Annotated in this window: 20 protein-coding genes and 4 pseudogenes; 15 read left to right on the forward strand and 9 right to left on the reverse strand. The window is 58.0% G+C overall.

Features of this window, described 5'->3' with window-relative positions; translation table 11 throughout:
* Positions 1-314: 314 nt before the first annotated feature.
* From ACD590_RS36640 to ACD590_RS36660, 5 genes are read left to right on the forward strand one after another with little or no spacing between them, the layout of a single operon-like run.
* Complete coding sequence (locus ACD590_RS36640; protein ID WP_096772291.1) at positions 315-1,016, forward strand: CoA transferase subunit A; 702 nt, start codon at positions 315-317, stop codon at positions 1,014-1,016.
* Positions 1,000-1,656 carry a 3-oxoacid CoA-transferase subunit B gene (locus ACD590_RS36645; protein ID WP_245424675.1) on the forward strand — a complete coding sequence of 219 codons (657 nt, stop codon included), beginning with the start codon at positions 1,000-1,002 and terminating at the stop codon, positions 1,654-1,656. Before ACD590_RS36640 ends, ACD590_RS36645 begins: the two co-directional genes overlap by 17 nt.
* The gene (locus ACD590_RS36650; RefSeq protein ID WP_096772286.1) at positions 1,657-2,940 is read left to right on the forward strand and encodes an ArgE/DapE family deacylase; all 1,284 of its coding nucleotides are present in this window, start codon (positions 1,657-1,659) and stop codon (positions 2,938-2,940) included. It abuts the gene before it with no gap.
* A gap of 3 nt (positions 2,941-2,943) precedes the next feature.
* Positions 2,944-4,122, forward strand: a complete 1,179-nt coding sequence (locus ACD590_RS36655) for a thiolase family protein (protein WP_096772285.1) — start codon at positions 2,944-2,946, stop codon at positions 4,120-4,122.
* 53 nt (positions 4,123-4,175) lie between these two features.
* Positions 4,176-4,679: a GNAT family N-acetyltransferase gene (locus tag ACD590_RS36660; RefSeq protein ID WP_096772290.1), complete on the forward strand. Its 504-nt coding sequence runs from the start codon at positions 4,176-4,178 to the stop codon at positions 4,677-4,679.
* 99 nt (positions 4,680-4,778) lie between these two features.
* Here ACD590_RS36660 and ACD590_RS36665 read toward each other — a convergent pair.
* Positions 4,779-4,940: pseudogene (locus tag ACD590_RS36665) on the reverse strand (IS110 family transposase); the annotation flags it as partial.
* A gap of 100 nt (positions 4,941-5,040) precedes the next feature.
* A complete protein-coding gene (gene tnpA / locus ACD590_RS36670; protein WP_439004415.1) occupies positions 5,041-5,502 on the reverse strand; it encodes an IS66-like element accessory protein TnpA in 462 nt (153 codons plus the stop codon).
* Between tnpA and ACD590_RS36675 the strand changes: the two genes are divergently transcribed.
* From ACD590_RS36675 to ACD590_RS36685, 3 genes are all read left to right on the forward strand, one after another.
* Complete coding sequence (locus ACD590_RS36675; RefSeq protein WP_239621062.1) at positions 5,424-5,819, forward strand: cupin-like domain-containing protein; 396 nt, start codon at positions 5,424-5,426, stop codon at positions 5,817-5,819. The genes tnpA and ACD590_RS36675 overlap by 79 nt on opposite strands.
* 433 nt (positions 5,820-6,252) lie before the next feature.
* Positions 6,253-7,506 carry an ATP-grasp domain-containing protein gene (locus tag ACD590_RS36680; protein WP_096772284.1) on the forward strand — a complete coding sequence of 418 codons (1,254 nt, stop codon included), beginning with the start codon at positions 6,253-6,255 and terminating at the stop codon, positions 7,504-7,506.
* A gap of 687 nt (positions 7,507-8,193) precedes the next feature.
* Entirely contained in the window at positions 8,194-9,438 is a 1,245-nt protein-coding gene (locus ACD590_RS36685; protein ID WP_096772283.1) for an ATP-grasp domain-containing protein, read from the forward strand.
* On the opposite strand, the gene ACD590_RS36690 is transcribed toward ACD590_RS36685, so the two are convergent.
* Positions 9,395-9,709 carry a M81 family metallopeptidase gene (locus ACD590_RS36690; protein WP_275593049.1) on the reverse strand — a complete coding sequence of 105 codons (315 nt, stop codon included), beginning with the start codon at positions 9,707-9,709 and terminating at the stop codon, positions 9,395-9,397. The two genes, ACD590_RS36685 and ACD590_RS36690, sit on opposite strands and share 44 nt — an antisense overlap.
* Positions 9,710-9,722: 13 nt before the next feature.
* Positions 9,723-9,773: pseudogene (locus ACD590_RS36695) on the reverse strand (hypothetical protein); the annotation flags it as partial.
* A 345-nt stretch (positions 9,774-10,118) separates the two neighbouring features.
* On the opposite strand from ACD590_RS36695, the gene ACD590_RS36700 reads away from it, so the two are divergent.
* Positions 10,119-11,072 (forward strand): LysR family transcriptional regulator, encoded by a 954-nt coding sequence (locus ACD590_RS36700; RefSeq protein ID WP_239621063.1) that lies wholly within the window; start codon positions 10,119-10,121, stop codon positions 11,070-11,072.
* A 42-nt stretch (positions 11,073-11,114) separates the two neighbouring features.
* Here ACD590_RS36700 and ACD590_RS36705 read toward each other — a convergent pair whose 3' ends face one another.
* The 3 genes from ACD590_RS36705 to ACD590_RS36715 all read right to left on the reverse strand — a co-directional run bounded on the left by ACD590_RS36705 (position 11,115) and on the right by ACD590_RS36715 (position 14,181).
* Positions 11,115-11,897, reverse strand: a complete 783-nt coding sequence (locus ACD590_RS36705) for a GntR family transcriptional regulator (RefSeq protein ID WP_439004416.1) — start codon at positions 11,895-11,897, stop codon at positions 11,115-11,117.
* The gene (locus tag ACD590_RS36710; RefSeq protein ID WP_096772375.1) at positions 11,836-13,143 is read right to left on the reverse strand and encodes an aspartate aminotransferase family protein; all 1,308 of its coding nucleotides are present in this window, start codon (positions 13,141-13,143) and stop codon (positions 11,836-11,838) included. The genes ACD590_RS36705 and ACD590_RS36710 overlap by 62 nt, the downstream gene beginning before the upstream one ends.
* An 89-nt stretch (positions 13,144-13,232) precedes the next feature.
* Positions 13,233-14,181 (reverse strand): IS630 family transposase gene (locus tag ACD590_RS36715; RefSeq protein WP_097622115.1). Its coding sequence is split into 2 segments (ribosomal slippage): positions 13,233-13,844 and positions 13,846-14,181, totalling 948 coding nucleotides; the frame shifts between segments, so codons are not numbered across the junction.
* Positions 14,182-14,588: 407 nt separating this feature from the next.
* Here ACD590_RS36715 and ACD590_RS36720 point away from each other — a divergent pair.
* Positions 14,589-15,347 (forward strand): annotated as a pseudogene (locus ACD590_RS36720) (transporter substrate-binding domain-containing protein).
* 160 nt (positions 15,348-15,507) lie between these two features.
* Positions 15,508-15,648: pseudogene (locus tag ACD590_RS36725) on the forward strand (ABC transporter permease subunit); the annotation flags it as partial.
* A gap of 229 nt (positions 15,649-15,877) precedes the next feature.
* On the opposite strand, the gene ACD590_RS36730 reads toward ACD590_RS36725, so the two are convergent.
* Positions 15,878-16,924 (reverse strand): C45 family autoproteolytic acyltransferase/hydolase, encoded by a 1,047-nt coding sequence (locus ACD590_RS36730; RefSeq protein ID WP_096772056.1) that lies wholly within the window; start codon positions 16,922-16,924, stop codon positions 15,878-15,880.
* Positions 16,925-17,879: 955 nt separating this feature from the next.
* Here ACD590_RS36730 and ACD590_RS36735 point away from each other — a divergent pair.
* The 3 genes from ACD590_RS36735 to ACD590_RS36745 all read left to right on the forward strand — a co-directional run bounded on the left by ACD590_RS36735 (position 17,880) and on the right by ACD590_RS36745 (position 22,003).
* Positions 17,880-18,983 carry an ABC transporter substrate-binding protein gene (locus ACD590_RS36735; protein WP_096772057.1) on the forward strand — a complete coding sequence of 368 codons (1,104 nt, stop codon included), beginning with the start codon at positions 17,880-17,882 and terminating at the stop codon, positions 18,981-18,983.
* Between the two features lie 143 nt (positions 18,984-19,126).
* Positions 19,127-20,221, forward strand: coding sequence for an ABC transporter ATP-binding protein (locus tag ACD590_RS36740; RefSeq protein ID WP_096772058.1), 1,095 nt, complete (start codon positions 19,127-19,129; stop codon positions 20,219-20,221).
* Between the two features lie 15 nt (positions 20,222-20,236).
* Positions 20,237-22,003, forward strand: coding sequence for an ABC transporter permease subunit (locus ACD590_RS36745; protein ID WP_096772059.1), 1,767 nt, complete (start codon positions 20,237-20,239; stop codon positions 22,001-22,003).
* Positions 22,004-22,120: 117 nt separating this feature from the next.
* On the opposite strand, the gene ACD590_RS36750 is transcribed toward ACD590_RS36745, so the two are convergent.
* Positions 22,121-23,005 carry a MurR/RpiR family transcriptional regulator gene (locus ACD590_RS36750; RefSeq protein ID WP_096772073.1) on the reverse strand — a complete coding sequence of 295 codons (885 nt, stop codon included), beginning with the start codon at positions 23,003-23,005 and terminating at the stop codon, positions 22,121-22,123.
* A gap of 232 nt (positions 23,006-23,237) precedes the next feature.
* On the opposite strand from ACD590_RS36750, the gene ACD590_RS36755 reads away from it, so the two are divergent.
* Positions 23,238-24,563: an aspartate aminotransferase family protein gene (locus tag ACD590_RS36755; RefSeq protein WP_096772060.1), complete on the forward strand. Its 1,326-nt coding sequence runs from the start codon at positions 23,238-23,240 to the stop codon at positions 24,561-24,563.
* Positions 24,564-24,572 lie beyond the last annotated feature (9 nt).

A 24,572-nucleotide genomic window follows, 5' to 3' on the forward strand; every position in this document is an offset into this window, starting at 1 on the left:
GTCCAGCTCCCAGAGAAGACACTTTTCTCGTAAGGGAGAGCCATAAATTCAATCAATGATCATGATTATATTTATCTGTTTGCGTTATGTAGCGGGAGTGGTCAAATTCGCGAACAAAGTAGATTCCAAACGCAAAGCGACCTTGATGGGTGCTGTCTGGGCAGGGAGGTCCGCACCGGGAACGGCATTCCGCCGTCCGGGACATTGTTTTCCAAAGCCGACAGCGCGAAACCAACGTTTTGGCGCAAGACGATCTGTTCGAACTATTCGCGAACGCTGGCCCGCCGCATATGCGCGAGTCGGCAAGAAGTGGGATGACTTGCATGACACTGCCTGACAAGCGCGGCGCGATTGAAGAGGCCATCTCGGCCATTGGGGACGGCGCCTCGGTCATGCTCGGCGGCTTCGGCGTGCCCGGAACGCCCTTCTGCCTGATCCGTGAGCTGGTTAGGCAGGGCCCCCGCAATCTGATAATCATCAAGAACGACGCCAATGAAGCAGGAATGGGCGTCGATTGGTTGCTAGAAAATGGCCAGGTGGCCAAGCTGGTAACCAGTCATATCGGTCTCAACCCGACCGCCATACGCATGATGAACGAAGGCGCCATCGAGGTGGAATTCGTCCCGCAAGGCATTCTGGCCGAGCGCATCCGCGTGGCCGGAGCTGGAATGATGGGCTTTGTAACTGATATCGGCCTTGGCACTCCCGTCGAGGAGGGAAAGCAGAGCATTGTCATAGAGGGCAGGACGGGTCTTCTCGAGACCGCACTGCGTGCCGATTTCGCGTTGATCCATGCCCACAAGGCCGATGCTTTCGGCAATCTTTCCTTCTCGGCCTCGGCGCGCAACTTCAATCCCCTAATGGCCATGGCCGCGCGCCAAACCATTGTTGAGGCTGAGAGGATCGTGACCCTTGGCGCGCTCCTACCCGAGAGTATCCACTTGTCCGGAGCTTTTGTCGATACGGTGGTTGAACTGACTGAATTGCCGGAGGTCTACGGTGTCGTCCAACGCTAAAGAGAAGATGCTGAAGCGCACAGCTGCCGATATCCTGCCCGGCATGACTGTCAATCTGGGCATCGGGCTGCCGACTGAGGTGCTGCAATATGTGGTCTCCGGCATCCCGGTCTGCCTGCATTCGGAAAACGGGATCGCCGGCGTCGGACCTGTTCTATCGCCCGACATGGCCGACCGCAACCTGATCGACGCTGGCGGCGCCTATGTCTCCACCATACCCGGCACGGCATTCTTCGACAGCGCGGTCAGCTTCGCGATCGTGCGCTCCGGCCGCCTCGATCTGACCCTGTTGGGGGCCTTCGAGGTCGCGGCGAACGGCGATCTGGCGAACTGGAAGATCCCTGGCAAATTCTCGCCGGGCATTGGCGGCGCGATCGAACTGGCGCAAAAGGCGCGGCGGGTGGGCGTTATCATGATGCACACGGATCGCAAGGGCAACCCGAAGATCCTCGTACAATGTACCCTGCCCTTAACCGCCAAAGGCCGTGTGAGCCGGATCTATACCGATATGGCGGTCTTCGACGTCACCGCCGAAGGCCTACATCTGCGCGAAATCGCCGAAGGCGTCGGCCTCACCGAGCTTCGCGCGGCCACCGGCGCCCCATTCCGTATCCCCGATCAGGATTTGCCGAGGTTCTAGATGGACAGGACTGCCATCCTTCATGCGGTCGATGCACTCTTCGATCGCGAACTGGAATTTCTGACCGAACTGGTGCGCCAGCCGTCGACACGAGGGGCCGAGCAATCGGCACAGGATTTCGTGGAGAGGGAGTTGTCTGGACTCGGTTTTGAGGTCGACCGCTGGCAAATCGATGTGAAGGAGATCGCGAACATGCCCGGCTTCTCGCCGGTGATCGGCAATTATGAGAACGCCGTGAACGTGGTGGGCAGCCTACGCAGCCGGACCAGCAGCGGACGCAGCCTGATCCTTAACGGCCATATCGACGTGGTGCCGACAGGCCCGCTGGACATGTGGGATCGCGCACCCTTCGACCCGCACATCGACGGCGACTGGATGTACGGCCGCGGCGCGGGTGACATGAAGGCCGGGTTGACCTCGAACCTCTTTGCCATCGATGCGTTGAAGCATCTCGGCCTGCGTCCCGCCGCCGACGTGTTCTTTCAGTCTGTCGTGGAGGAGGAGTGCACCGGCAATGGCGCGCTAGCCTGCTTGCACCGCGGCTACCGCGCCGATGCAGCACTGATTCCCGAACCGTTTGCCGAAAAGCTCGTGTCCTCGCAGGTCGGGGTGATCTGGTTTCAGGTGCGCCTGAAAGGCTTGCCGACGCATGTCGCCTATGCCGGTTCGGGCGCCAACGCCATCGAGGCGGCCATCCCCCTATTCGAGGCGCTGCACCGGCTGGAGCGGCGGATGAATGCGCCGGAATGCCGCCATCACGACTATGTCGGCCACAGCCATGCGCTCAACCTCAACATCGGCAAGATCGAGGGCGGCGACTGGGCAAGTTCTGTCCCCGCCTGGTGCGTCTTCGATGTGCGCATGGGGGTATTCCCTGGCCAGAGACTCGACGAAGTGCGCCACATGATCGAAGAGACCATCTTCGATGCGGCCCGCAACCACCCCTTCCTCGCCGAGAACGGTCCCGAAGTTGTCTATAATGGCTTCGCCGCAGAGGGCTATTCCTTCAAGGATGACAAAAGTGCAGCGGCGCGCGCGGCGCTGGCCGCGCTCGACCGCGCCCACAGCCTTGTCGTTGGCAAGCCCCTTGAACACGAGGCGATCACCGCCACCACGGACGCCCGTTTCTTCGGCCTCTACGCCGACACCCCAGCGCTCGTCTATGGCCCGCGCGCCGAGGCGATCCACGGGTTCAACGAGCGCGTCGACCTAGACTCAGTCCGGCGCGTGACACAATCGACCGCCCTGTTCATCGCCGACTGGTGCGGCCTGGAGGAAGTATAACCCATGCGCGACGCCGTCATTGTTTCCACCGCCCGAACCCCGATCGGCAAGGCCTATCGCGGCGCCTTCAATGCCACGCAAGGGCCGCTTCTGGCGGCCTATGCCGTGCGCGCCGCCTTGGCTCGTGCCGGGCTAGAGGGCGGAGAAGTGCAGGATTTCACGCTGGGCTGCGCCCTGACTCAGGGCACCAGCGGCATCAATGTCGCCCGCCATACCGTCTTCGCCGCTGGCCTTCCCGACGGCGTGCCAGCCGTTACCATCGACCGGCAATGCGCGTCTGGTCTATCGGCAATTGCAACGGCAGCCAACCAGATCCGCTCCGGCGACTGCGATATTGCTCTGGCCGGCGGCATGGACAGCATCTCGCTGGTGCAGAACGACGATTGGAACGGCACCCACTATCGTGTGCCGGCGATCCGCGGGGGATACTATATGCCCATGCTGGCCACGGCGGATCTGGTCGCGCGCAAATATCGCGTCACCCGCGCGGCGCAGGATGAATATGCGCTGATCAGCCAGGAGCGCACTGCCGCCGCGCAGGAAGCGGGGCGCTTCGCCGACGAGATCGTTCCGGTTTTGGCCGAGCAGCCTCCAAAGAACCGGGAAACGGGCGAGGAAAGTATTGCGTCAGTCACATTGGGGCGCGACGAATGCAATCGTCCCGGCACCACCCTGCAAGGCTTGGCGGCGCTCGCGCCCGTGATGGGCGAGGATTCGACCGTCACTGCCGGTAATTCCTCCCAGCTTTCCGACGGCGCCTCGGCTTGCGTCCTGATGTCGGCCTCGGAGGCGGCCTCACGAAACCTCACCCCGCTCGGTGTATTCCGCGGCATGCTAACCGTCGGCTGCGCTCCTGAGGAAATGGGGATCGGACCCGCGCTGGCCATTCCGTCCTTGCTCGATCGCCACGGCCTTTCGCTCGACGACATCGACCTCTTCGAGATCAACGAAGCCTTCGCCGCGCAACTGGTCTATTGCCGCGACCTACTCGGACTTGACTCGGATAAGTTGAATGTCAATGGCGGCGCCATCTCCATCGGTCATCCCTACGGGATGAGTGGATCGCGCCTTGTCGGCCACGCGCTGCTGGAGGGACGCCGGCGTGGCGCGCGCTTCGCCGTGGTGAGCATGTGCGTGGGTTGGGGCATGGGGGCGGCAGCGCTGCTTGAGGTCGCTTCCTGAGCAATATCGACCTCTCTCGAGGTCGCCTGGCGAGCGGAGCAGAAAGGATCATGATGACGTCTGGATTATCATTCCGGTTGGCCAAGCGCGAGGATTGCGAAGAGATCCTGCTGGCGCTTCGGTTGCTGGCTGAGTCTCTCGGCACTCCCGGGCGCTTGAAAAGCACCAGGGAAAATATTGAAGCCGCCGGATTCGGTCCTCGGCGCGAATTTACCGTGATGCTGGCCGAGGTCGACGGCAAGATCGCCGCCATCTGCCTTTACTTCCCGATGTTTTCTTCTTGGATGGGCAAGCCGGGCCTGTACATCCAGGACCTCTTCGTCCACGAGGAATTTCGCAGCGCCCGGATTGGTGAAAAGCTGCTGCGCCACGTAGCCCGATCCGCTAGCAATGACGGTTACCACTATCTCCGCCTGACAGTCGATCATGGCAACCAGGCGGGGGCTCGCTTCTATCTTCGGCATGGATTCGAACCGGCGAACGATGAGACGAGCTACAGGCTTCATGGTGAGGCATTCGAGAGATTTTGTCGCAGCGGAACTAACCGCCACTCTTGAGGCTGTACGACTAGCGCCCTCTGCCCTTTGTTAAGGTGCCCCTCCGGATACGTGTGCCAGTTTTTTTGGACTTGTTTCGGAAAAGATACTGCTGTCGAATCCAGTACGAGATCGCACCTTCTCCTGGAGCTGAGCAAAACGATCCAGCAATGCCGTCACATCGCCACCAACCACCGAGTGCTTCGACATCTTCTCGCCGTTTCACAGCGACAACAAGGTGATCGGCCACATTGAGCGAGAGCGTTCCAATAATACGAAAATTGCGGCATGATCGTCAACACTGGTGGCGCTATTCGCAGTTCTTTGTGGGGCCGAAGGGAGTCGTTACCCCCTTCATTTTGACACGCTACCTAGCCATAAACTATTTTCCAGATCTACGGTCGATGGCGGCGATCCGGGCAGCAGACGCCCCTTCCTCAAGACGGATTGTGACAGAACCGACGACAATCTCGGCGCGGGAGGTCTGCTTGGCCGCCGGCGGCTCCGGCGCGGGAGTCTCGACAACGATGGCCGCGAATTCGACTGCGTCTTCCGGCTCAGGCAAGACCAGCTTGCCCTGCCGCGCCAGTGTTCGCCAGGACGACAGGTGATTGGCCTTCAACCCGTGGCGTTCCGCCACTTCGTTCACCGTCACTCCCGGACGCAAATTCTCCGACACGATCCGCGCCTTGACTTCGTCCGGCCATTGCCGATGAAACTCCCGTCGGCTCCGTACGCTTCGTAAGAACCTCCAGTGTAGTATCCATGGAGAAACTCCTTGTCGCTCGTCCATGGAAACTCGATCACAGATCAGGCGACAGCGGGCAATGTGGGGGCACAACATCGGTTAAGGTGCAAAACAAGTTCACCATTCTGCCGCCTAGCCAAGCCGCCTACTGTGGACGCCGCGGCTGGCGGTGGTTTGATGTCGACCCAGAGCAACCGGACTACAAACGCTTCCCTCAGTATAAACGAGCTGCACCCGCTGCAGTTACGGTGAATGCTGGCGACATCCTGTATATGCCGCCGGCAGCACTCCACCATGTCCGCAGCTTATCCACCTCAATTTCCTTCAATATCGATTTCCACACAAAAACGGAGCGTATTAGATGCGCTAGCGAGGGCGGACAAGGATATGCCGAAAGAGGTGGTTTTCTATAATGCAATCAACGCGCTCGCGGTAACAAGCAGCATACCAGAGGCCATCACCTTTCCGCTATGCCGGCCTTACTTAAGCTATATAAGTTGACGGACGAACGCTCTCTGCGGTGAGAGCTGCCTGCGCGACAGGCTCGCACCCATCAGTCTTAGTACACGCGCAGGACTAGCATTCTGGTGGGACAGTCGCTCACGCCGCATTTCACTTAGCTGCGGCTCAGCGATGGCAGGACCACAGCTCTGTGACGGCCTGATCCGGTCGGCATCCGATCTTGCGAATTTCGCTCGCATAACGAGCGCCGTAGAGGCCGATTTCAAAATTTTACACAATCTTTGCAACGCAATTCCACCGACAATGATACGCTCGCCGCGAGTATCCATTGAGAGAAAGACGCTACCTGTTACTTGCCCTTGCATCGGTCGGAGTTTAACACCAATGGCAAAAAGAGCGCTCATCCTAATTGAAGGTAGTAGAGGTAATGGTCCTCTGTATATGAAGGCGGCTGAGCGCCTTGGACTTTATCCAATTACATTAGCGGCTGATCCAACTCAGTACGGCTATCTTGAGTTGGAAAGGGGTGAGGCAATCCGTGCCGACACGGATAGTCTAGACGCTATGATCCGCCAGTGCTCCCGACTAAGTGCTCCGTATGACCTTGCCGGCATTACGGGCTTTGCCGGTCGCGATGAATCGGAATATTTGATAATAAGCAAGCTTTGCCGCCACTTCGATTTGCCCGGTCCGAATCCGGCTTCAATCGAACGGTGCTATGACAAATTCGCCCAACGGGAGGTCCTCGCACAAGCCGGGGTTCCAGTACCTGCTTACCGTCTGGCAACAGACGCGACTGGCATTGAAAGTGCTGCTAAAGAAATCGGGCTGCCGGTAATTCTTAAGCCAGTTGTTGGCAGTGGCAGCACGGGTGTTCGATTGTGCCGCAACTTGGCTGAATTGACTGAGCACACGGACCAGCTGCTAGGCGGGAAACACGTCTGGCGGTCTTCGCCGAAGATGCTGGTGGAAGAATTTGCGCAAGGCCCGTATTATACCGTCGACACTATGGGAAATGAGGTTATCGCAATTGGCACCGCTGATTTCGGCGATCCACCCTATTTCATTGCTCGTGAATACATCTTTCCGGCCCTGCTGGCTGACGCCGAGCATGAGCGAATCTCGGATGTGGCAATGAGCTGTTTGGAAGCTCTGGGTCTTGGGTGGGGGCCCGCGAACATTGAATTCCGGTGGACAAAACGCGGACCGGTCGCCATTGAAATCAATCCCCGCGTTCCGGGCTTGGCGACTCCTCGGCTAGTGCAGCTGGCGTATGGCGTAGATCTCGTGGCCGAACACATCAAGCTTGTGGTAGGCGAGGAATCGGTTTTGCGCATAACGCGGTCACAGGTCGCCGGCGCACGGTTCCTAGTGCCGGACAGGGACGGCATTCTCGAGTGGGTCGACGGTGATCGAAGGGCGGCGGCTGAAAAGGGAGTGGCCGAGGTCGAATTGTACATTAAACCCAAGACGCCAATTGTCAGAAAGAGCGACGACCGAGACGCGATCGGACATGTCATCGCTACCTCATCCCACCACACTCATACCGAGACGATACTCGAGCGTGCCACAGGCCTAATTACTTGGTCTATTGTACCGTTCTCGACCCCTGCCGATAAACGGCACCCAATCACATAAATTCCCTGCTTGCAGGTGGAGGAGACTCTCTCCCAGTGTCCTGCTGTTGATCGGTTTTGTGTCCGAGCGGCTTTATGCTGGGTCTAACTACCGCATCCTCAATCATCGCGTGCCAAATTATCATCGACCTAAGCTCCAATCGTATGGATGGTGTCCCAGGGAGTTGTGTAGCTCGATAGCGGTGGTCATCGGCTTTTTTCCGGTAGGGTTGGGTTGTTCAAGCGTTCAAGCACAACAGCGAGAAGGGGCTGAGAATGTCAATCGTCCGCAATCGAGCACGATTATTAAGCGCGCGACAGTTGTCGCCACAGGTGTGACGGTCGGCTCTGTCCCTTGCAAACCGCACAAACCAAGTTGATGGGCCGCCGTTCTCAATGTCCGAAAGCGGATAAGACCGGTTTCCCTTCGCGATGATCATGTTCTATACGCGATTTTAACGGCCGACTGATCAGCATCAAAACCGCCAGCATCTCTTCCGAGGGTGCACCTTTTTGAGGATGCTCCATGCTACCGACCGCCAATCAAAATATTGCACCAGATTCGTCAAATAAAAATTTACAAGATCTTTACGACCGCAACTCGGTGAGAATGGTACGTTCACTGCAGGTCGGGGTCGGGCGCGGCTAGCAAGCTTGATGCCGTTAACGTCCGGACCGCCGCACATAACGATACGGAGGTCAGTAGTCAATGGCAAGAAGAGCGCTCATCCTGCTTGAAGGCGCACACGGTGTTGGTCAGCAATATGTCCAAGCTGCCCAGAGTTTTGGCCTTCATCCAATTACTCTGTTGGCCGATCCAGCTCAGTACCACCATCTCGCAGCGGGAGGCCTTGACGCAATCCAGGTTGATACGAACAATCTTTCTGCGCTTATCCACGAATGCTCTCGGCTACGTGGGACCTACGAGATTGCTGGCGTTACAAGCGCCGAGGATAAGGTCTATGCGATGGTGGGAAAGCTCTGCCAGCATTTAGATTTACCGGGACCGAATCCCGCGTCCGTCGAACGATGCTGCGACAAATTCACTCAGCGTCGCCTGCTTGAAGACGCCGGCGTTCCGATACCCTTTTATCGTTTGGCCACTAACGCGGCGGAGGTTGAAAGCTCTGCCGCGGACATCGGCCTGCCAGTGGTAGTCAAGCCAGCGCTCGGCGGTACCGGCGGCGTCGGTGTCCGACTGTGCCGCAACGTCGCTGAATTGACTGAGCACACGAACCATCTGCTAGGCGGGAAACACCTCTGGCTGTCTTCACCGAAGATACTCGTCGAAGAATTCGCACAAGGCCCGTTCTATGAAGCTGAAACCATGGGAAATGAGGTCATTGGGATTAGCGCCGCCGACTTCGATCATCCACCGCATTTTGTCTTTCGCGAGAGCATCTTTCCGGCCTCGCTGACTAATGACGAGCACAAGCGCATCTCCCACGTGGCGCTGAGCTGTTTGGGAGCTCTGGGTCTGGGGTGGGGCCCAACTAACATTGAATTGCGGTGGACGACGCGTGGCCCAGTCGTAATAGAAGTCAATCCGCGTATCGCGGGTGGAACCTATCCTCGGCGGGTTCAGCTGGCTTATGGTGTCGATCTCGTAACCGAGCACATTAAACTTGCCACGGGCGTGGACTGGGAGTTGCGCAGACGGTATCTCCAAACTGCAGGCGTGCGGTTCCTATTGCCTGATCGCGATGGCACTCTCAATTGGATCGGTGGCGACAGTCGGGCTGCTACCGTGTCGGGTGTTGTAGAGGTCAAACTTTATGTCGAACCTAAGACGCAGATCGTCAGGAAAGGTGACTACCGAGACCGCATTGGACATGTGATCGCCGCTTCATCAAGCTTTGCACAGACCAAGGCCATACTTCAGGACGCGGTCGGTCTAATAGATTGGTCGATTACTCCATTCTCGCCCCCTGACCAAGAGGAACACCCCTCATGACTGGACGATTCGCCAGCGTGACGCTTGGCTTGATCTCACCCGGCATCGCTCGCTGCAGCAGGCGGGCGGCACGCTCGGCGGTCTCGTACGTCTCGGTATGCGGCGTCGTCCGGTAGGTGGTGATGATGTCGGCCAGGCACGCCATGTTTTCCGTTGCGTTTGCGTGCAGGTCCGGGGTGACGGCAACGGGCAGTTCGCACCCGACGATTGCCCGTACTTGCCGGGAGGATCTCGCCCTCGGCGTCGTCGTGGCTCTCGGTGACCATCGCACCGTCTAGCAGTATCACGCCGTCCACTGGCATCTCGCGTTTAAGCGCTTGAGTGATGATCCCCATCAGGTTGTCGAAGGCCTGGTCCGTGACTTTCCCCCGGCCTCTTCGATAGCGGCGGCGAAAACGGTAAGAGACATTCGATCAACTCCCTTTGTCATCTTATGCCTCAAGCGTGGCGGGAGGTTTGGGAACATCGATTCAAAACTTTTAACGGTCCGTCCCACTGCAATGGACGTTGCCAGCGCAATCTTAGCGATTTCTCGGCTATCGAATGGTCGTCTGCATGCGACGATGACTTCAAACTCGACTAGCACTTTGCATTTGGAATCAGGTTGTTGGCCAACTTGACTCATCACCGCTCATAGCGCAAAGAGATCATCATAATCCTGATGATTGATTGGATTAATAGTGCGGCCATACGAAGAGCGTTTTCTCTGGAGGCTTGACTGGAACCTGCTGCGCACTTTCACGGTGGTCGTCGAACAGGGCGGCATTACGCGGGCGGCGGAATTTATGAACCTCAGCCAGCCTACTATCAGCAGTGCGCTGAAACGCCTGGAAGAGACCACAGAGAAGCGGCTGCTTGATCGCCGACCCGGGCATTTCGCGCTGACCCCGGCGGGTGAGACGCTTTTTCGCGAAAGTTGCATGCTTTTGGGCTCGATCTCACGACTGCCGGGTCTAATGGCGGCGGCGGAGACCGTTGTCACCGGCCATGTGGCCATCGCGATGACCAGCCATGTGGTCTGCCCGCATTTCGATGAGGCAATGGCCCGCTTCAACACAGCCTATCCCGAGGTGACCTATTCGATCTCGATCACCGACAGCGCCGAGGTCCTAAGCCGGGTGCGGCAGAACCAGGCGTCGGTAGGCTTGTGCCTAATGTGCGAGGATGATCCCATGCTGGACAGCCGCATCCTGTTCCGGGAGTTCTTCGGCCTGTTCTGCGGTCCGCCGCACAGGCTGTTCGGCCGATCGGACATCGGGATCGAGGATGTGTCCGGCGAACGCTCGGTGTCGTTCCAAACCGAACTCGAGAACGGGCCGCTCTATCTGGTGCGCCAGTTGCGTGAGCGCGTCAATCTGCACCCCGAGCCCCACGGCCTGTCTGCCAATCTGCCCGAGGTGCGGCGAATGATCATCACGGGAACGGGCATTGGAGCGCTGCCAGTGCATATCGCCAGTCGCGACGTCGACGCCGGGCTCCTGTGGCAGGTGCCGCCGAAGGACCATCTGCCGGCGGTCGAGGTCCATTTCGTGGTGAACCCGCGCCGAAGCATGAACCCAGCCGAGACCGCCTTCGTACGGACGATTCATGAGATGGTCGCGAAGACCTCGTTGGAGGAGCGCACCTATCTGTAGGGCGACCATCTGGGTTGTCGCGCTGCCCCGATCGGTAACGACTCAGTCCGTCGCCTCGCGGAACCTCATCGCCTCAAGCAAGAATTCGCCCGCATTGCGGATCTCCTCGATGAGGAAGTCGCGCGCTAGATCGGGCTGGTCCTGGCGCAGGGCGCCCATGATTTCCTTGTGCCTGTGCGGCGCCCGGCCGAGCGAGCTTCCCAGCAGCGCCCAGCGCGCCTCCCAGAACATTGGGCTGCGGCGAAGCCACAGGCTCTCGATGAAGCTGAGCAGCAAGGTCGAACCGGAGGAGCGGTAGAGCTCGAACAGGAAGCCGGTATCGGCTTGCCGCACTCCTGTCGGATCGCTGGCGAGCCGGGCGGCTTCATGCTGCGCCACGAAGGCGTCAAGCCGCTCGAACTGTGCGGGCTTCAGATGGGGCGCGGCAAGCGTCAGCGCCAGCGGCTCCAATTGCAGGCGCATCGCCGTCAGTTCGGAAAACTCGCGCCGGGTCATGCGCGGAACCACGGCCGTTCCCGATGGCTTGGCATCCAGCGCTCGCTCGCTGACCAGGCGGCGTAAGGCTGCGCGAACCGGCATGGGGCTCAGCGATAATGTTGCGCAGACGCCCCGAATGGAAAGCTTGCTGTCCGGTGTGAAATCGCCATTGATCAGCGAGTTGCGGATCAGCCGATAAGCTTCTTCCTCCAGCGCGCCCGTGGCCATGGCTGACGAAGTTATGTCGCTCCTGTCCATCTTGTAGCGATCTGCCTTTGGTGCCGGCCTATCGTAGCAATGCCGCCCTTGCGTCGAGGAAATCCCCGACGGCAGCGGTGAAATGCGCAAGGTCGCGTTCCGTCGTCGGCAAGCTGAGCGCAGTCATGCCGCGGCGGGCGATGTAGATGCCGGCGTCGAGCATGTCGAAGAAGAACAGCTCTTTCAGCGCCTCCTCCCTGGGGGTGACCGCATAGGGGCGGTCAATGCGGCCCCGACGGAAATGGGCCGTGGCGAGCGAGCCAAGGCCACAGAACTGCAGCGGCGCGCCGGCCGTGTTGGAAATTGAGTTGTGTCGTTCGCGCAGGCCCTCCCCGAGCGCGAATAGACCGGCAGCTGCTGCGGCGGTAAACACCTCTTCCATGGCGGTGACGCCTGCCGCCATGGACATCACGTTGTTGTTGAAGGTGCCAGCATGAAGCACCTTAGAGACGAAGATCTCCATGAGGTCGTGGCGCCCGCCAAAGGCGCCGAAGCTCATGCCGCCGCCGATATATTTTCCAAGCGTGGTCATGTCGGGCAGGATACCGAGACGTTCCTGCAGGCCGCCTCCCGACATGCGCGAGGTCATCACCTCGTCGAAGATCAGTATCGCACCGGCAGCGCGTGTGGCCTCGGCGACTGCCGCCAGAAAGGCAGGCTCCGCGGCGATGCAGCCCCCGCTGCCCATCATCGGCTCGACAATTACGGCAGCAAGGTCGTCGCCGATGGCCCGGATGGCGGCCACTGTGCCATCGGTGTCGTTGTAGTCGCATAGCGTCACCGGGAACGGGGCTGTGATCAGGCTCGAGCCGGTCACGGGGTAATACAGAAGGCTGCCGTGATAGCCGCCGCGGAAGGCAATGATGCGCTTGCGCTCCGTCACCACCTGCGCGGCGCTAAGCGCAATAAGGTTGGCCTCGGTGCCACTGTTGGTGAAGCGGATCATGTCGATGGACGGAAAGCGGTTGCAGAGGATCTTGGCAAGGCGCTGCTCAGCCTCTCCCACCGCCGCCAGGCTCAGTCCTTTCGCCATCGCGTCGTGGAGGGCGGCATGGATGCGGCTGTCGGTATGGCCGAACAAACCGGCAGTGTATTCGCCGCACAGGTCGAGATAGGCGTTGCCGTCAATGTCCCAAAGCCGGCAGCCCTCGCCGCGCGCCATGGCAGTCGGAAAAGGCGCATAGGCGAGCACGGACCGGGTGTTGCCGCCGGGGAGGACGTTTATCGCCTCGCGATGCAGCGCCGCACTCTTGGGGCGCTTCGCGTTATAGCGTTCCCGCGCTTCGAGGAGAGCGGCGTCGAGGGAAGATTTCTGTTGGGCAGGGGGCTGGGGCATCACAGATCAGATCTCACTATGGATAGTTCTGAGATCACAAAAGTCTATTTTAGGGATTTAATCAAGGGCCTTCTGCTGACTAGAGCGTTTCAGGTTTTCACGGAAGCATATCCGGCATTGGCGAAGTAGTTGCTGCATTCGCTGGGCTCGATGGTTGTGACGAGGTGTCCGATGTGGCGCCAGGTGTCATCGATGGTTCGCTTCTGAGCCAGGCGCATCCAGTGCTTGATTTTGGCGAAAGCCTGTTCGATCGGATTAAGGTCGGGGGAGTATGGCGGCAGGTACCAGAGCCGAGCACCAGCGTTGCGGATCATCTGACGGATGGCGACCGACTTGTGGGAGCCGAGATTATCCATCACGACGATATCGCCGGGTTTGAGCACTGGTACGAGTTGCTGTTCGACATAAGCGCGAAAGCACTCACCGTTGATCGGTCCATCGAAGACACAAGGCGCGGTGAGCCGATCGCAGCGCAACGCGCCGAGGAAAGTCAGGGTGCGCCAATGTCCGTGCGGGGCGAAGCTGCGCAGCCGTTTGCCCTTCGGCCCCCAGCCTCGAAGCGGCGCCATGTTGGTCTTGATCCAGGTTTCATCGATGAAGACCAGCCGGCTTGGATCGAGGCCAGCCTGCCAGGATCGCCAGCGCTGTCGCCGTCGTGCGACGTCAGCGCGCGCCTGCTCAAGGGCGAACAGTGTTTTTTTTGAACCGTAGTCCCTCGCGCCGCAGAAACTGCCATACGGTGTCGTGGGATACCTTCACCCCTCGTGCGGCCAGTTCTTCCTTCAACCTGTTCAGTGACACATGCGGCGTCTGGTTGATCCGCTCGGCGATAAACGCTCGGTACGGCTCAAGAACCCGCTTGCGGTGGCCGCCCATCTTCCCAGGCGCGACAGATCCGCTCGAACGGTAGCGCTGAGACCACTTCACCGCTGAAGACACGGCAATACCGAACCGCACCGCCACCGACCGGCAGCTCTCGCCGGCTTCGATTGCATCAACAACACGCTTGCGAAGATCATTTGAAAGAGGTCGAGTCATCCGATGCTGGCCTCCACTCCAGCAGCATCTTGAATCACAAAACAGCCAAAAACGGAATCCCTTCCGATTCAACTAAATCCGGATACGCTCTAGCCGATGCGAGAGCGGGCGCAGCCGAGGGCCGCTTCCGTCTGGGGATGGAGGCTCGCAGCCGATGGTCTGATGATGATGGGGTTCCGATCAGCGATCGCATGGCGTGACAATGCAGCCTGGCATCAATGCTGTGCCTCATAGGTTGGCTCGCAGGCACAAGCCCATCGGCGTTGCATTCTGTAGATCTATACTCGCTATTCAAACTATTTGACGAATGACTTACAGGAGGAGAGTATCGAAATTCGGAAAGCACCGATGCATATCAATCATAAGCGGGGGAGTCATCCATGTTTCAATGCATCTCACGGGTCGCAATGCGCTCCACGGTTGTCCTCGGCCTGGCGTTCAGCGTGGCCTTGCCGGCGACTGCCGATGAACTGGCTTCGATCAAGGAGCCGGGCAAGTTCAGCGCCGCCATGTCGGGCCAGCATCCGCCCTTCAGCATGACTGACGGGCAGAACCGGCTCGTCGGTTTCGACGTCGATATTGCCAATGAAATCGCCAACCGTCTTGGCGTGAAACGCGAAGTTCTGACCACGGCGTGGGACGGCATCATTCCGGGTCTCGTCGCAAACAGGTATGATTCCATCGTCGGTTCCATGACCATCACCGCGGAACGTCAGAAGGTCGTTGATTTCGTTGGACCTTATTATAGTGATGGTCGCGGCATCTTCGTGCTGAAAGACTCGACGTCGAAAGGACTGGATGATCTCAAGGGCGGCCATCGGCGTAACCCTCGGCGAGACCCATGAAAAGTGGACCCGCAAAACCGGTGGCTGGACGATCCGAACCTGCAAGGGGCTTCCCGAACTGGTGATGGGCTTGAACGCCGGCCGTATCGATGCGGTTTGGTTGACTACATCGCGCTGCTTGCCGTGATCAAGCAATCCGGCGACCCAATCCGCGTGCTCGACATTCCGAACATCGAAGGCGCCAGCGTCAGCATTGGTATCGCAATCCGCAAGGGTAATCCGGAACTTAAGGCAGCGATGCAGAAAGCGCTTGATGGCATGATGGCCGACGGCACTTACGAGACCATTGCTACGAAATGGATCGGTCGCGACATCCGCTGATCGCCATTTGCCGGGCCTGATGGCCCGGCCTTCCACGGGAGGGGGCATTGGACATCGCGCTGATCCAGGGTTTTTTTCCCTATTTCCTTGACGCCGCCGGAGTGACGGTTGTCATATCATTTCTGGCTTTCGTTCTGTCCTTGCTGCGGTGCTGACCGCAATGCGGCTGTCGCGCAGCCAGATCCCACGGTCCATCGGTACGGGCTATGTCAGCGTCTTTCGCGGCACGCCCTCTCTCGTGCAGCTCTTCCTGCTTTACTTTGGCGGCCCGCAGATCGGCATAAACCTTTCGGCCTTCACCGCGGGCTGGATCGGTCTGGGCATGAACATCACGGCCTATATGGCGGAATCCATACGCGGTGAGTGTCAGCGACTGGACGGTGGAGCGGGGCCAACCCCATCGATGCCGAGGTGCCGGCTGTCGCAAGCCGGCAAGAGATGCCCAGACTTTTCTCGCCCGGGTCTACGCACCCATGGGCCGCCGATCGCAGGACGAAGCCAGCGCTACGCTCGGCGATCAAAGAGCTGCATTAGACGACGCGCATGGTTCCGCTTAGTGCGTTTCGCTCGTCACGAGCCGCATGTATGCGCCACTCGATGCGGTTTGGGAAAAGCTCGAAAATGCTCGTCGCGAGCGTCCGGGAGTCTTTCCATTCTTTAAAAATCGGAGTGGTCTCATCGAACAGCACAGCTTCTGCTCCACCCGCCAACGCGCCTTCGGCGATCATCCGATCTGCCGCTTCTTGTCGGTCGCGGGAGGAAGCACCGATGGTCTGCTTCAATCCACTGAACTCGCCGGAGAGAAGATGGTTGGCATGAGCGCGTGGCTCAGTAACCTCTACCGCGACGCAGCCGGAGGCCGGCGCTTCGACAGAGAGTACCTTGCGGGTCTTCGCATCGCCGAGAGTGTGATGGAATCCGCAAGAGCGGTCGTTTCGCTTCAAAATACCGACCGCATCCTCCAAGCTTTTTGCATCAAGGATGGCGCGGCAGAGAACCTGCCGGGGCACGCCCGGTTTTTGGTCGTTCGGCGTGATCTCGTTGATCGTCTGGACCAGGCCGGACTCGTTCAGGCCAAAAGTCCCACCTGGGAGCATGCCGGGCGTCATAAAGCTGCTCCACGCGAGCCCATCATCGGGCTCAATTTCTATCCAGAAATTGGCACCAAGATAGTCGGGTTCGCCGTCCTCATTATGGGCGATAACTGCCGGGCCGTTGCCTTCAGCTGGAATCAGGACAGTCGTGCAGCCCATTCCGGCAACAGAGTTTTGTGTGGCGGCCGCTTCTGAAATTTGCAGGTCGGCCTGGCAATTCAACAGGAAGATGGTCTCAAAATCCTTGCCGGCACCTTCTGCGATCCCCTCGATTTCGCGCACGTAGCGGGGATAGGCCGCGCGGGCTGCGGCTTCCAAATTCTTCAAATACTCCGATCCGCGCCAGCGAGCATCCAAGGCGCGAAATTGCTCGGTGCCAAGCCGATATTCAAGGAAGCTTGTGGCATTGGCTTTTCCGAGCGCACAGCCAATCTCGAAGGCGTTGCCCTTGGCGCGCACGCACGTGATAAGATTTTTTTTCATTGAGTCCTCAGCCTTTCACTCATTGTCCTATTTAGGCGGGCTATGCAGCAGTAGGTTCCTTTCGGCGGAACCCCGGCAAACGCACCCTGCGAAGCGCGCCGCGTGCGTCATTTGATACACAATGCAAAAATATGCGTCAAGTGTTTCACTCTGCCACTAGGACAGCGAGAAGGCTGCAGACCAAAAGATCCCTGAACCTGATGCGATTGAACTCAAACGATCGCCGTTGCCATTAGGTCCGATCAGTAAAAATTCCTGGCCTTCACCTTGAGGGTGTCGATATGCAAATCGAGTACTTATCCCGAGCCGGACACGATGCCGAGCCCATTCCCCAAGGCCCGAGATTTCCGGTAATCAGGATTGAAAACTCGGCATAGTTTAAGCGCGTTGGAAGACCGGGGTCGGCCGTTTGCGGAGGTAAGAATAGAGCCAGCGGTCTAGCGAGCGTGCAGTTCAGTAGAAATGAAGTCGGGACAGCTCGATTTCGTAAGGATCGATGAGAATCGGCTTTCCGTTTTCCTTATAGATTTCCAGCTCGGAGGGCTTTCCTTCGATCACATGCAACGCGAGCGCGCGCTTATCAGGTCAATCCCGCAGGCTATATTCCCCCAACGTTCTTCGAGTTGGCCAAAATCGCAGCTCGGGCCGACTGCATCTAATACGCTTGACGCATATCCGGACGCATAAAACATTTGTTGCAATAGGCGCCGTATTACGCTAGGCATTGCCTCCAGCCGGTATAGTCCGTGAGGGCGTGCCGTTGCTTGAAACTGGTCAGCCGGCAACCGCCGCGTTGGTTGGTGAAATGGAAGGATGAAGTCCGTCACAACAATGACGAACACCGCGGTCCAAACACCGCTTGCGGCAATGAGTTTGATCCCGTGAGTTGTGTTCGCCACAAACCGAGCAGAATGAATGCCCCTTGATAAGCAAGGGAATAACAGAGGGAACGAAAATGAGCTTTTTGATAAATCGCAGGCACTTCATGCAGGCCACATCCTCCGTGATCGCCGTCGGTGCGATGTCTTCCGTTTCGGGTCGCGCACGGGCCGCTTCCGCTGGTGAGTTGAAAGTCAACATGAGCGGCGGCACCTGGGGAAACGCAGTCATGAAGGCTTATGTCGAGCCGTTCGTGGTCGAGACCGGGGTTAAGGTTATCCCGGTTACCGCAGACTTTTCATCCACGCAGATCGCGATGATGGTCGACACCAAGAACGTCTCGGCTGACGTCGTGAATCTTGGTCAGACCAACGTCGACCCACTCACCGCCAAGGGATATCTCGAACAGGTAGATTACTCTTCGTGGAAGAAAGACGAATTGGACGCAATATCTGAATTCGCGAAACACACCAATGGCTTCGCTTCGTACGTCTATTCCACCAACATGGTGTATAACACCAAGAAGTTTCCGGCTGACAAGCCGCGGCCGACTACCTGGGCGGAGTTCTGGGACGTAGAAAAATTCCCGGGCGTGCGCTCGCTCTTCACCGGTGAATATGGAAACGGGCCGTGGGAGGAAGCGCTGCTTGCGGATGGCGTGCCTATGGACAAGCTATACCCACTGGATGTCGACCGCGTCTTTGCCAGCCTCAACAAGATCAGGCCGCACATCCGCAAATGGTGGACAAGTGGTTCCGAAATTCTGCAGATCATGCGCGATAACGTCGCCGACGTCGTGCAGTCCTATGATGGTCGTGCACTTTCACTGATCGATGAGGGGGCGCCAATCGAGATCAATCGCAATCAGGCGAAGTTGACCACGGATTTCTGGTGCATTCCAAAGGGCAGCCCAAATGCGGAAAATGCTCAGAAATTCCTCGAATTGACCGGTCGCGCCGATCGGCAAGCTGCGTTCGCTGAGTTGATCGGGCAGGGCCCAACGAACAAGAACGCTTACAAAACGATAGCTGAAAAAATCGGACGAAAGCTCGCATCGTATCCCGATTACACGGCCTCCAGTTTTGCTCTGAACGCAAAATGGTATGCCGAGACAAGCGCGGACGGCAAGTCGAATAAAGAGCTGATGGTCCAACGCTGGAATGAGTGGATTCTCCAGTAAGCCGTTCATCGAACTTCGATCGGTGGCGCCATCCAATCGCGGACGCTGGACTATGCTCCGTGAGGATGGTGCCACCTTATCTGACGACTGAGTTTTAGGCATGGTACGCCAAACTGGCGCACTGTTCCTCCTGGAGTATCCTGATGACCCTGAACCTGAAAAGTTATCTTCCTGCCGAGGACGAAGTATTGAAGAACGACCCAGCCGCCACCCAGATTGAATTCCGTAATGTTACAAAGATGTATGGGGCCGTGGCTGCGGTTAAGGATATCTCCCTTTCCGTATCTCGGGGTGAGTTTCTGACTATTCTCGGTCCAAGCGGTTCGGGAAAGACGACCGCTTTGATGCTCCTTGCCGGCTTCACGGCACCGACAAAGGGCGACATTCTCATTGCCGGAAAATCAGTTTCCAAGGTTCCGTCTTACAGACGTGACCAAGGCATCGTATTCCAGAGTTATGCCCTTTTCCCGCACCTCACGGTTCATCGCAACTTGGAGTTCCCGCTGGAGATGCGTGGGATCAAGGCCGCCGACAGGGCGACGCGAGTCAGCCGAATGCTGGAGCGCGTTCGGCTCGGCGAATTTGGCAGCCGGATGCCGTCACAACTGAGTGGCGGCCAGCAGCAGCGCGTCGCCGTTGCGCGCGCGCTGATCGCCGACCCGCCGATATTGCTGCTCGACGAGCCGCTTGGTGCGCTGGATCGAAACCTGCGCGAACAAATGCAGGTCGAGATCAAAGAACTGCATAGAGAATTTGGAAAGACCACCATTTGCGTGACCCACGATCAGGAGGAGGCCCTGACCTTGTCCGACCGCATCGTCGTGATGCAAGCTGGCCAAATCGAGCAGATCGATACGCCCGAAGCACTCTACGATCGACCGAAAACGCGCTTCGTCGCCAATTTCCTGGGCGAGGCCAACATCCTCGAGAACACCGAATTCAAAGTGGAATCGGACGCCGTGCCGTCTTCCGGAATGGTTTCAATGTTGCGACCCGAACGCATTTGCATTGGTGGGCGCACGGCCGCGAGACGCGCCGACGCGGATCAAAGACAGGCTGTGTCCGGCACCGTTGAAGATATGATCTATGCAGGTCCGCTGAGGAAATACCGGGTACGTGTCGGGAACACCATGCTAATCGCGCGCGAACATGTTGCCTCAGGCCAGGAAGTCTTCCAACCCGGGGATGAGGTCCGCTTAGACTGGCTCCGGTCCGATATCCGCTTTGTTGCGGCGTAACGTGGGGGCAGGTAAATGACGATTCAAAAACTACGGTCAATGCCGATCCTGCTTACGGTGCCGGCCTGCGGCCTCTTGTTTGCGGTTTTCGGTATACCGATGATCCTCTTGTTCCTGACGAGCTTGAACGCGCCAGCGTTTTCTCTTGCAAATTATGAAGGATTTTTTGCACAGCGATCCTTCGTCCTGATCCTGTTTCAAACCTTCGAGATCAGCTTCATCGCGACGGCACTGTGCTTGGTCATCGGCTACCCTACTGCATTTCTGATCGCCAACGCCGGTCGCGCACGTCCCATCTTGATGGTAATGGTCTTCCTACCTTGGCTAACGAGCGCACTGGTGCGCACGTATGCTTGGACGGTCGTTTTGGGCGACAGTGGCCTGATCAACACCCTGTTGCTCAATGCTGGTCTTATCGAAAGGCCACTATCGCTCATATATAATCGCTTCGCCGTATACGTCGGCATGGTGCATATTATGCTGCCGATGATGATCTTGCCATTGATCAGCGTGATGATGGGTATCGATAAGTCCTTGATGTCGGCTGCTCGTAGCATGGGGGCAAAGCCTCTCACAGCCTTTTTGCGTGTGTTCTTTCCACTCAGCATCCCGGGCATTCGAAGTGGCTGCATCCTGGTCTTTGTCGTGTGCCTTGGGTTCTACATCACGCCGCAGGCTCTTGGCGGTCTAGGCGACACTATGCTGTCTACCCTCATCAACTCGCTGCTTACGACCTCCTTGAACATCGGTCAGACGGCAGCTGCGGCTTTCATTCTCCTTGCGGTGGCGCTTCTGCTTCTTTCCACAGCAGGAGTCAATCTTGCAGCCGCCCATGACCAATCAGGACAAGCGGAGCGAAAGCCACGCCCGATCCGGTTGCCGTCTGCCAGCAAGGGCGTCCGCTTTCTGCACGAACTTGCAATACCGTATCAGGCCCGTCGGTGGGCTGCGGGGGTCTACAAGGCGCAACGGGATACCTCCTGGTCGAAGATCCTCGGAGCTGTCTTCCTTACCCCCGTTATGATCTATCTGCTGGCGCCGGGCTTGATCGTCATCGTGATATCGTTCAGTTCGGGAGAATTTATCGAGTTTCCCCCAAGAGCAGTTTCCCTGCGGTGGTACTATTCGTTCTTTGGGGATCCTTCCTGGATCGGAGCTTTGTGGAACAGCTTCCAATTCGGTGTGGTCGTCGCCGTCGTGTCCACGGTCGTTGGTACATTGGCCGCCTTTGGTCTAAGCCGCTGCGCACCCCGCCTCCGTTCGGGTCTGACCATGGCAATCCTGACGCCAATAACGTTTCCAATCATCGTCGTCGGTGTAGCCGTCTATCTCGGACTGGCGAGATTTGGCCTTGTGGGAACCAGCACAGGAATTATTCTGGGCCAAACCATCGGCGCCATTGGTTATGTCGTGGTGGTCGTCTTGGCGACTCTCTCGGGCTTCGACAGGAGGCTGGAGCAGGCTGCGATGAGCATGCGTGCCGGACCTATGCAGACCTTCATGCGGGTGACCCTACCGTTGATCCGCTCAGGTATCATCGGTGGCGCTTTGTTCGCGTTCCTTGCGTCCTTCGACGAGGTCATTATCACGTCGTTTGTCAGCGGCTATTCGATCCCCACGCTCCCTTTGAAGATGCTGGAGAACTTGAAGCAGCAAATCGACCCAACGATTGCTGCAGTTGGATCGTTTTTGACGCTACTCCCTGTTGTCTGGCTGGTCGCTCTTTACTTCACCTTGTGGCGGGGCCGAGGAAAATTGCAGGCAACGGTCGGCGCGACCTGAGCTTTCCCGACGATATCGCGTCTAAGCAGTGTGGATGCTTCTAACGAAAGGGCAGCCCCGGAGAATCTGTGGGGCTGGCTATTTGGGCAACGCACAACTGTGCTGGTATCCGCGCGCTCAGATCTTCCGCCGCGGAATGGAGGTGGCATAGGTATTCATCGCTGAAAGGTGGCGGTCGGCACGCTTCAGTTCTTCCAGAGCGGCTAAGCGATCATGGCTCGCAAGAAGGCCGCACAAGACCTCGGAAACGGCTAGCGCTGGCGTCAACGTATGAAAGAATGTTTGGCTCTCGGTCGGGAATAACACCACGTGCTCTGCGATCGTCACCAAAGGAGACACTTCGCTGTCGGTAATCGCCAAAATAGGCATCCCTTTTTCCCGGGCCGCCTCGGCCAATTCAAGGGTCTGAAGCGAATAGGGATTTATGGAAATAGCTAAAAGCACGTCGTCTTGGGTGGCGCGAATGAGCGGATCTCCGCTTGTGCCGGCCGGACCATCCAGATGAACTGTTTTCTCGCCAAGCAACGTCATAACGTAATGGAAATGCCAGGCGACAGAATGGCAGGAGCGCAACCCGAGCACATAGATGCGCCGAGCTTTGGCGAGGTGATCGGCCATCGTGTTGAGCCGCAGAATTGTATCGGAATCGCAGAGCCGATCGATCTGACCTGAGAGGCCCTGGAGCATGCGATACGCCAAGCCCTCGCCGTTGGCCGCTCCTTCGTCTCTTTGCAGTGCGCGGGCGGCAAAGCCGTCTGCGCTCACCCGGATGACGTCAGCGTGATGTCCTCTAAAGTCTTCATATCCTGAAAAGCCAAGAAACTTCGCCAGCCGAGTCATCGTCGACGGCTGCACACCAGCATTGCGCGCGAGCTCGCGCATAGAAACAAGCGCTACTTCTTGGGGATGCTCCAAGATGTGTCGAGCTGCTTGTTGCAACTGCTCAGACATCTCGTCGAACCGCTCAATAATTAGAGCGTGCAATGGACCCTTTTGCAACATTTGCCTCACATACGATGTCATAATTCACCCGGACCATCTCTCTCGGGAACAAAAAAGTCAAATAATTGAATGCCAATCCTTAACAAAAGCCGCTCCAGAAACATGGCTGGGGCGGTGAAAACAAATGCGTCAAAACCTATTGCATAAAACATTTGTTGCATATTTCGGCGAAACCTGCAAATCAATGGTTGGAAACGTTCGAAAGCCGGACGGATAAGCACCCGAGATCACCATGACCAAAATTCTCCATCGAACGATCGGTACAACTCTGCCTACCGCGGTAGCAGGGCAAGGCATCTACATCGTGGACAGCGACGGACGGAGCTACTTAGACGGATCGGGCGGCGCCGCGGTCAGTTGCCTGGGGCACAATCATCCAGAAGTTCTGGACGCGATGAAGGTGCAGATGGGCCGCATCAGCTACACCCATACGTCCTTCTTTACAACCGATGTCGCCGAGCGGCTTGCAGAGCAACTGATTGAACTCGCGCCGGATGGCCTTGATTATGTCTACCTGGTGTCCGGCGGTTCAGAAGCTGTCGAGGCGGCGCTCAAGATGGCGCGGCAGTATTTTGTCGAAATCGGGCAACCGCAGCGGCGCCACATCATCGCACGTCGGCAGAGCTATCACGGCAATACGATCGGAGCTCTGGCCACAGGCGGCAATGCTTGGCGTCGTGCCCAGTTCAAACCCATCCTGCCTGAAACACATCATGTTTCTCCCTGCTATGCCTACCGCGATCTTCAGGTGGGCGAAACGCCCGAGGCTTATGCCGAGCGTCTTGCATCGGAGTTGGAAGACAAGATCCTTCAACTTGGAGAGGACAAGGTCATTGCTTTCGTCGCCGAGCCGGTAGTCGGTGCGACGCTTGGCGCAGTGGGGCCGGTTGCCGACTATTTCAAACGGGTTCGGCAGGTGTGCGACAAGTATGGCATCTTGCTGATCCTCGATGAAGTCATGTGCGGAATGGGGCGCACCGGCACGATCTTCGCGTTGGAACAGGAGGGGATTGTCGCGGATCTTGTAACGATTGCAAAGGGCCTGGGCGGTGGCTTTCAGCCGGTCGGGGCGGTGTTGCTTTCCGAGAAGATCTACCGCGCGTTCGCAGACGGATCGGGTCTCTTCCAGCATGGCCATACCTACATCGGACATCCGATCGCAGCGGCGGCAGCCAGTAAGGTGGTTGAGATAATCAGCCGCCCCGAGATGGTGACAAACGTGATCAGGATGGGTGATCGCCTGCAGGCCGGCCTCGATGAGGCACTCGGGCAATCGCCGTATGTCGGCGACATCCGTGGCCGCGGTCTTTTCCGCGGCGTGGAGATCGTATCGGACAAAGACACCAAGCAACCTTTCGATCCAGCCCGCAAGATGTATTCCCGGATCAAGAAGGAAGCGATGCGCCGAGGCCTTATGTGTTACCCCATGGGCGGCACGATTGACGGGGTGCAGGGCGACCATGTGCTGCTGGCGCCACCCTATATTATTCAGCCCGAGCAGATTGACCTTATCGTCGAACGGCTTGGCGATGCAATCCGCGCCGCAGTGGCAGACTGAGGTTCTCGC

It is taken from the genome of Rhizobium sp. 862_C5_N1_2 (assembly GCF_051811205.1).
Taxonomy (GTDB): domain Bacteria; phylum Pseudomonadota; class Alphaproteobacteria; order Rhizobiales; family Rhizobiaceae; genus Rhizobium; species Rhizobium leguminosarum.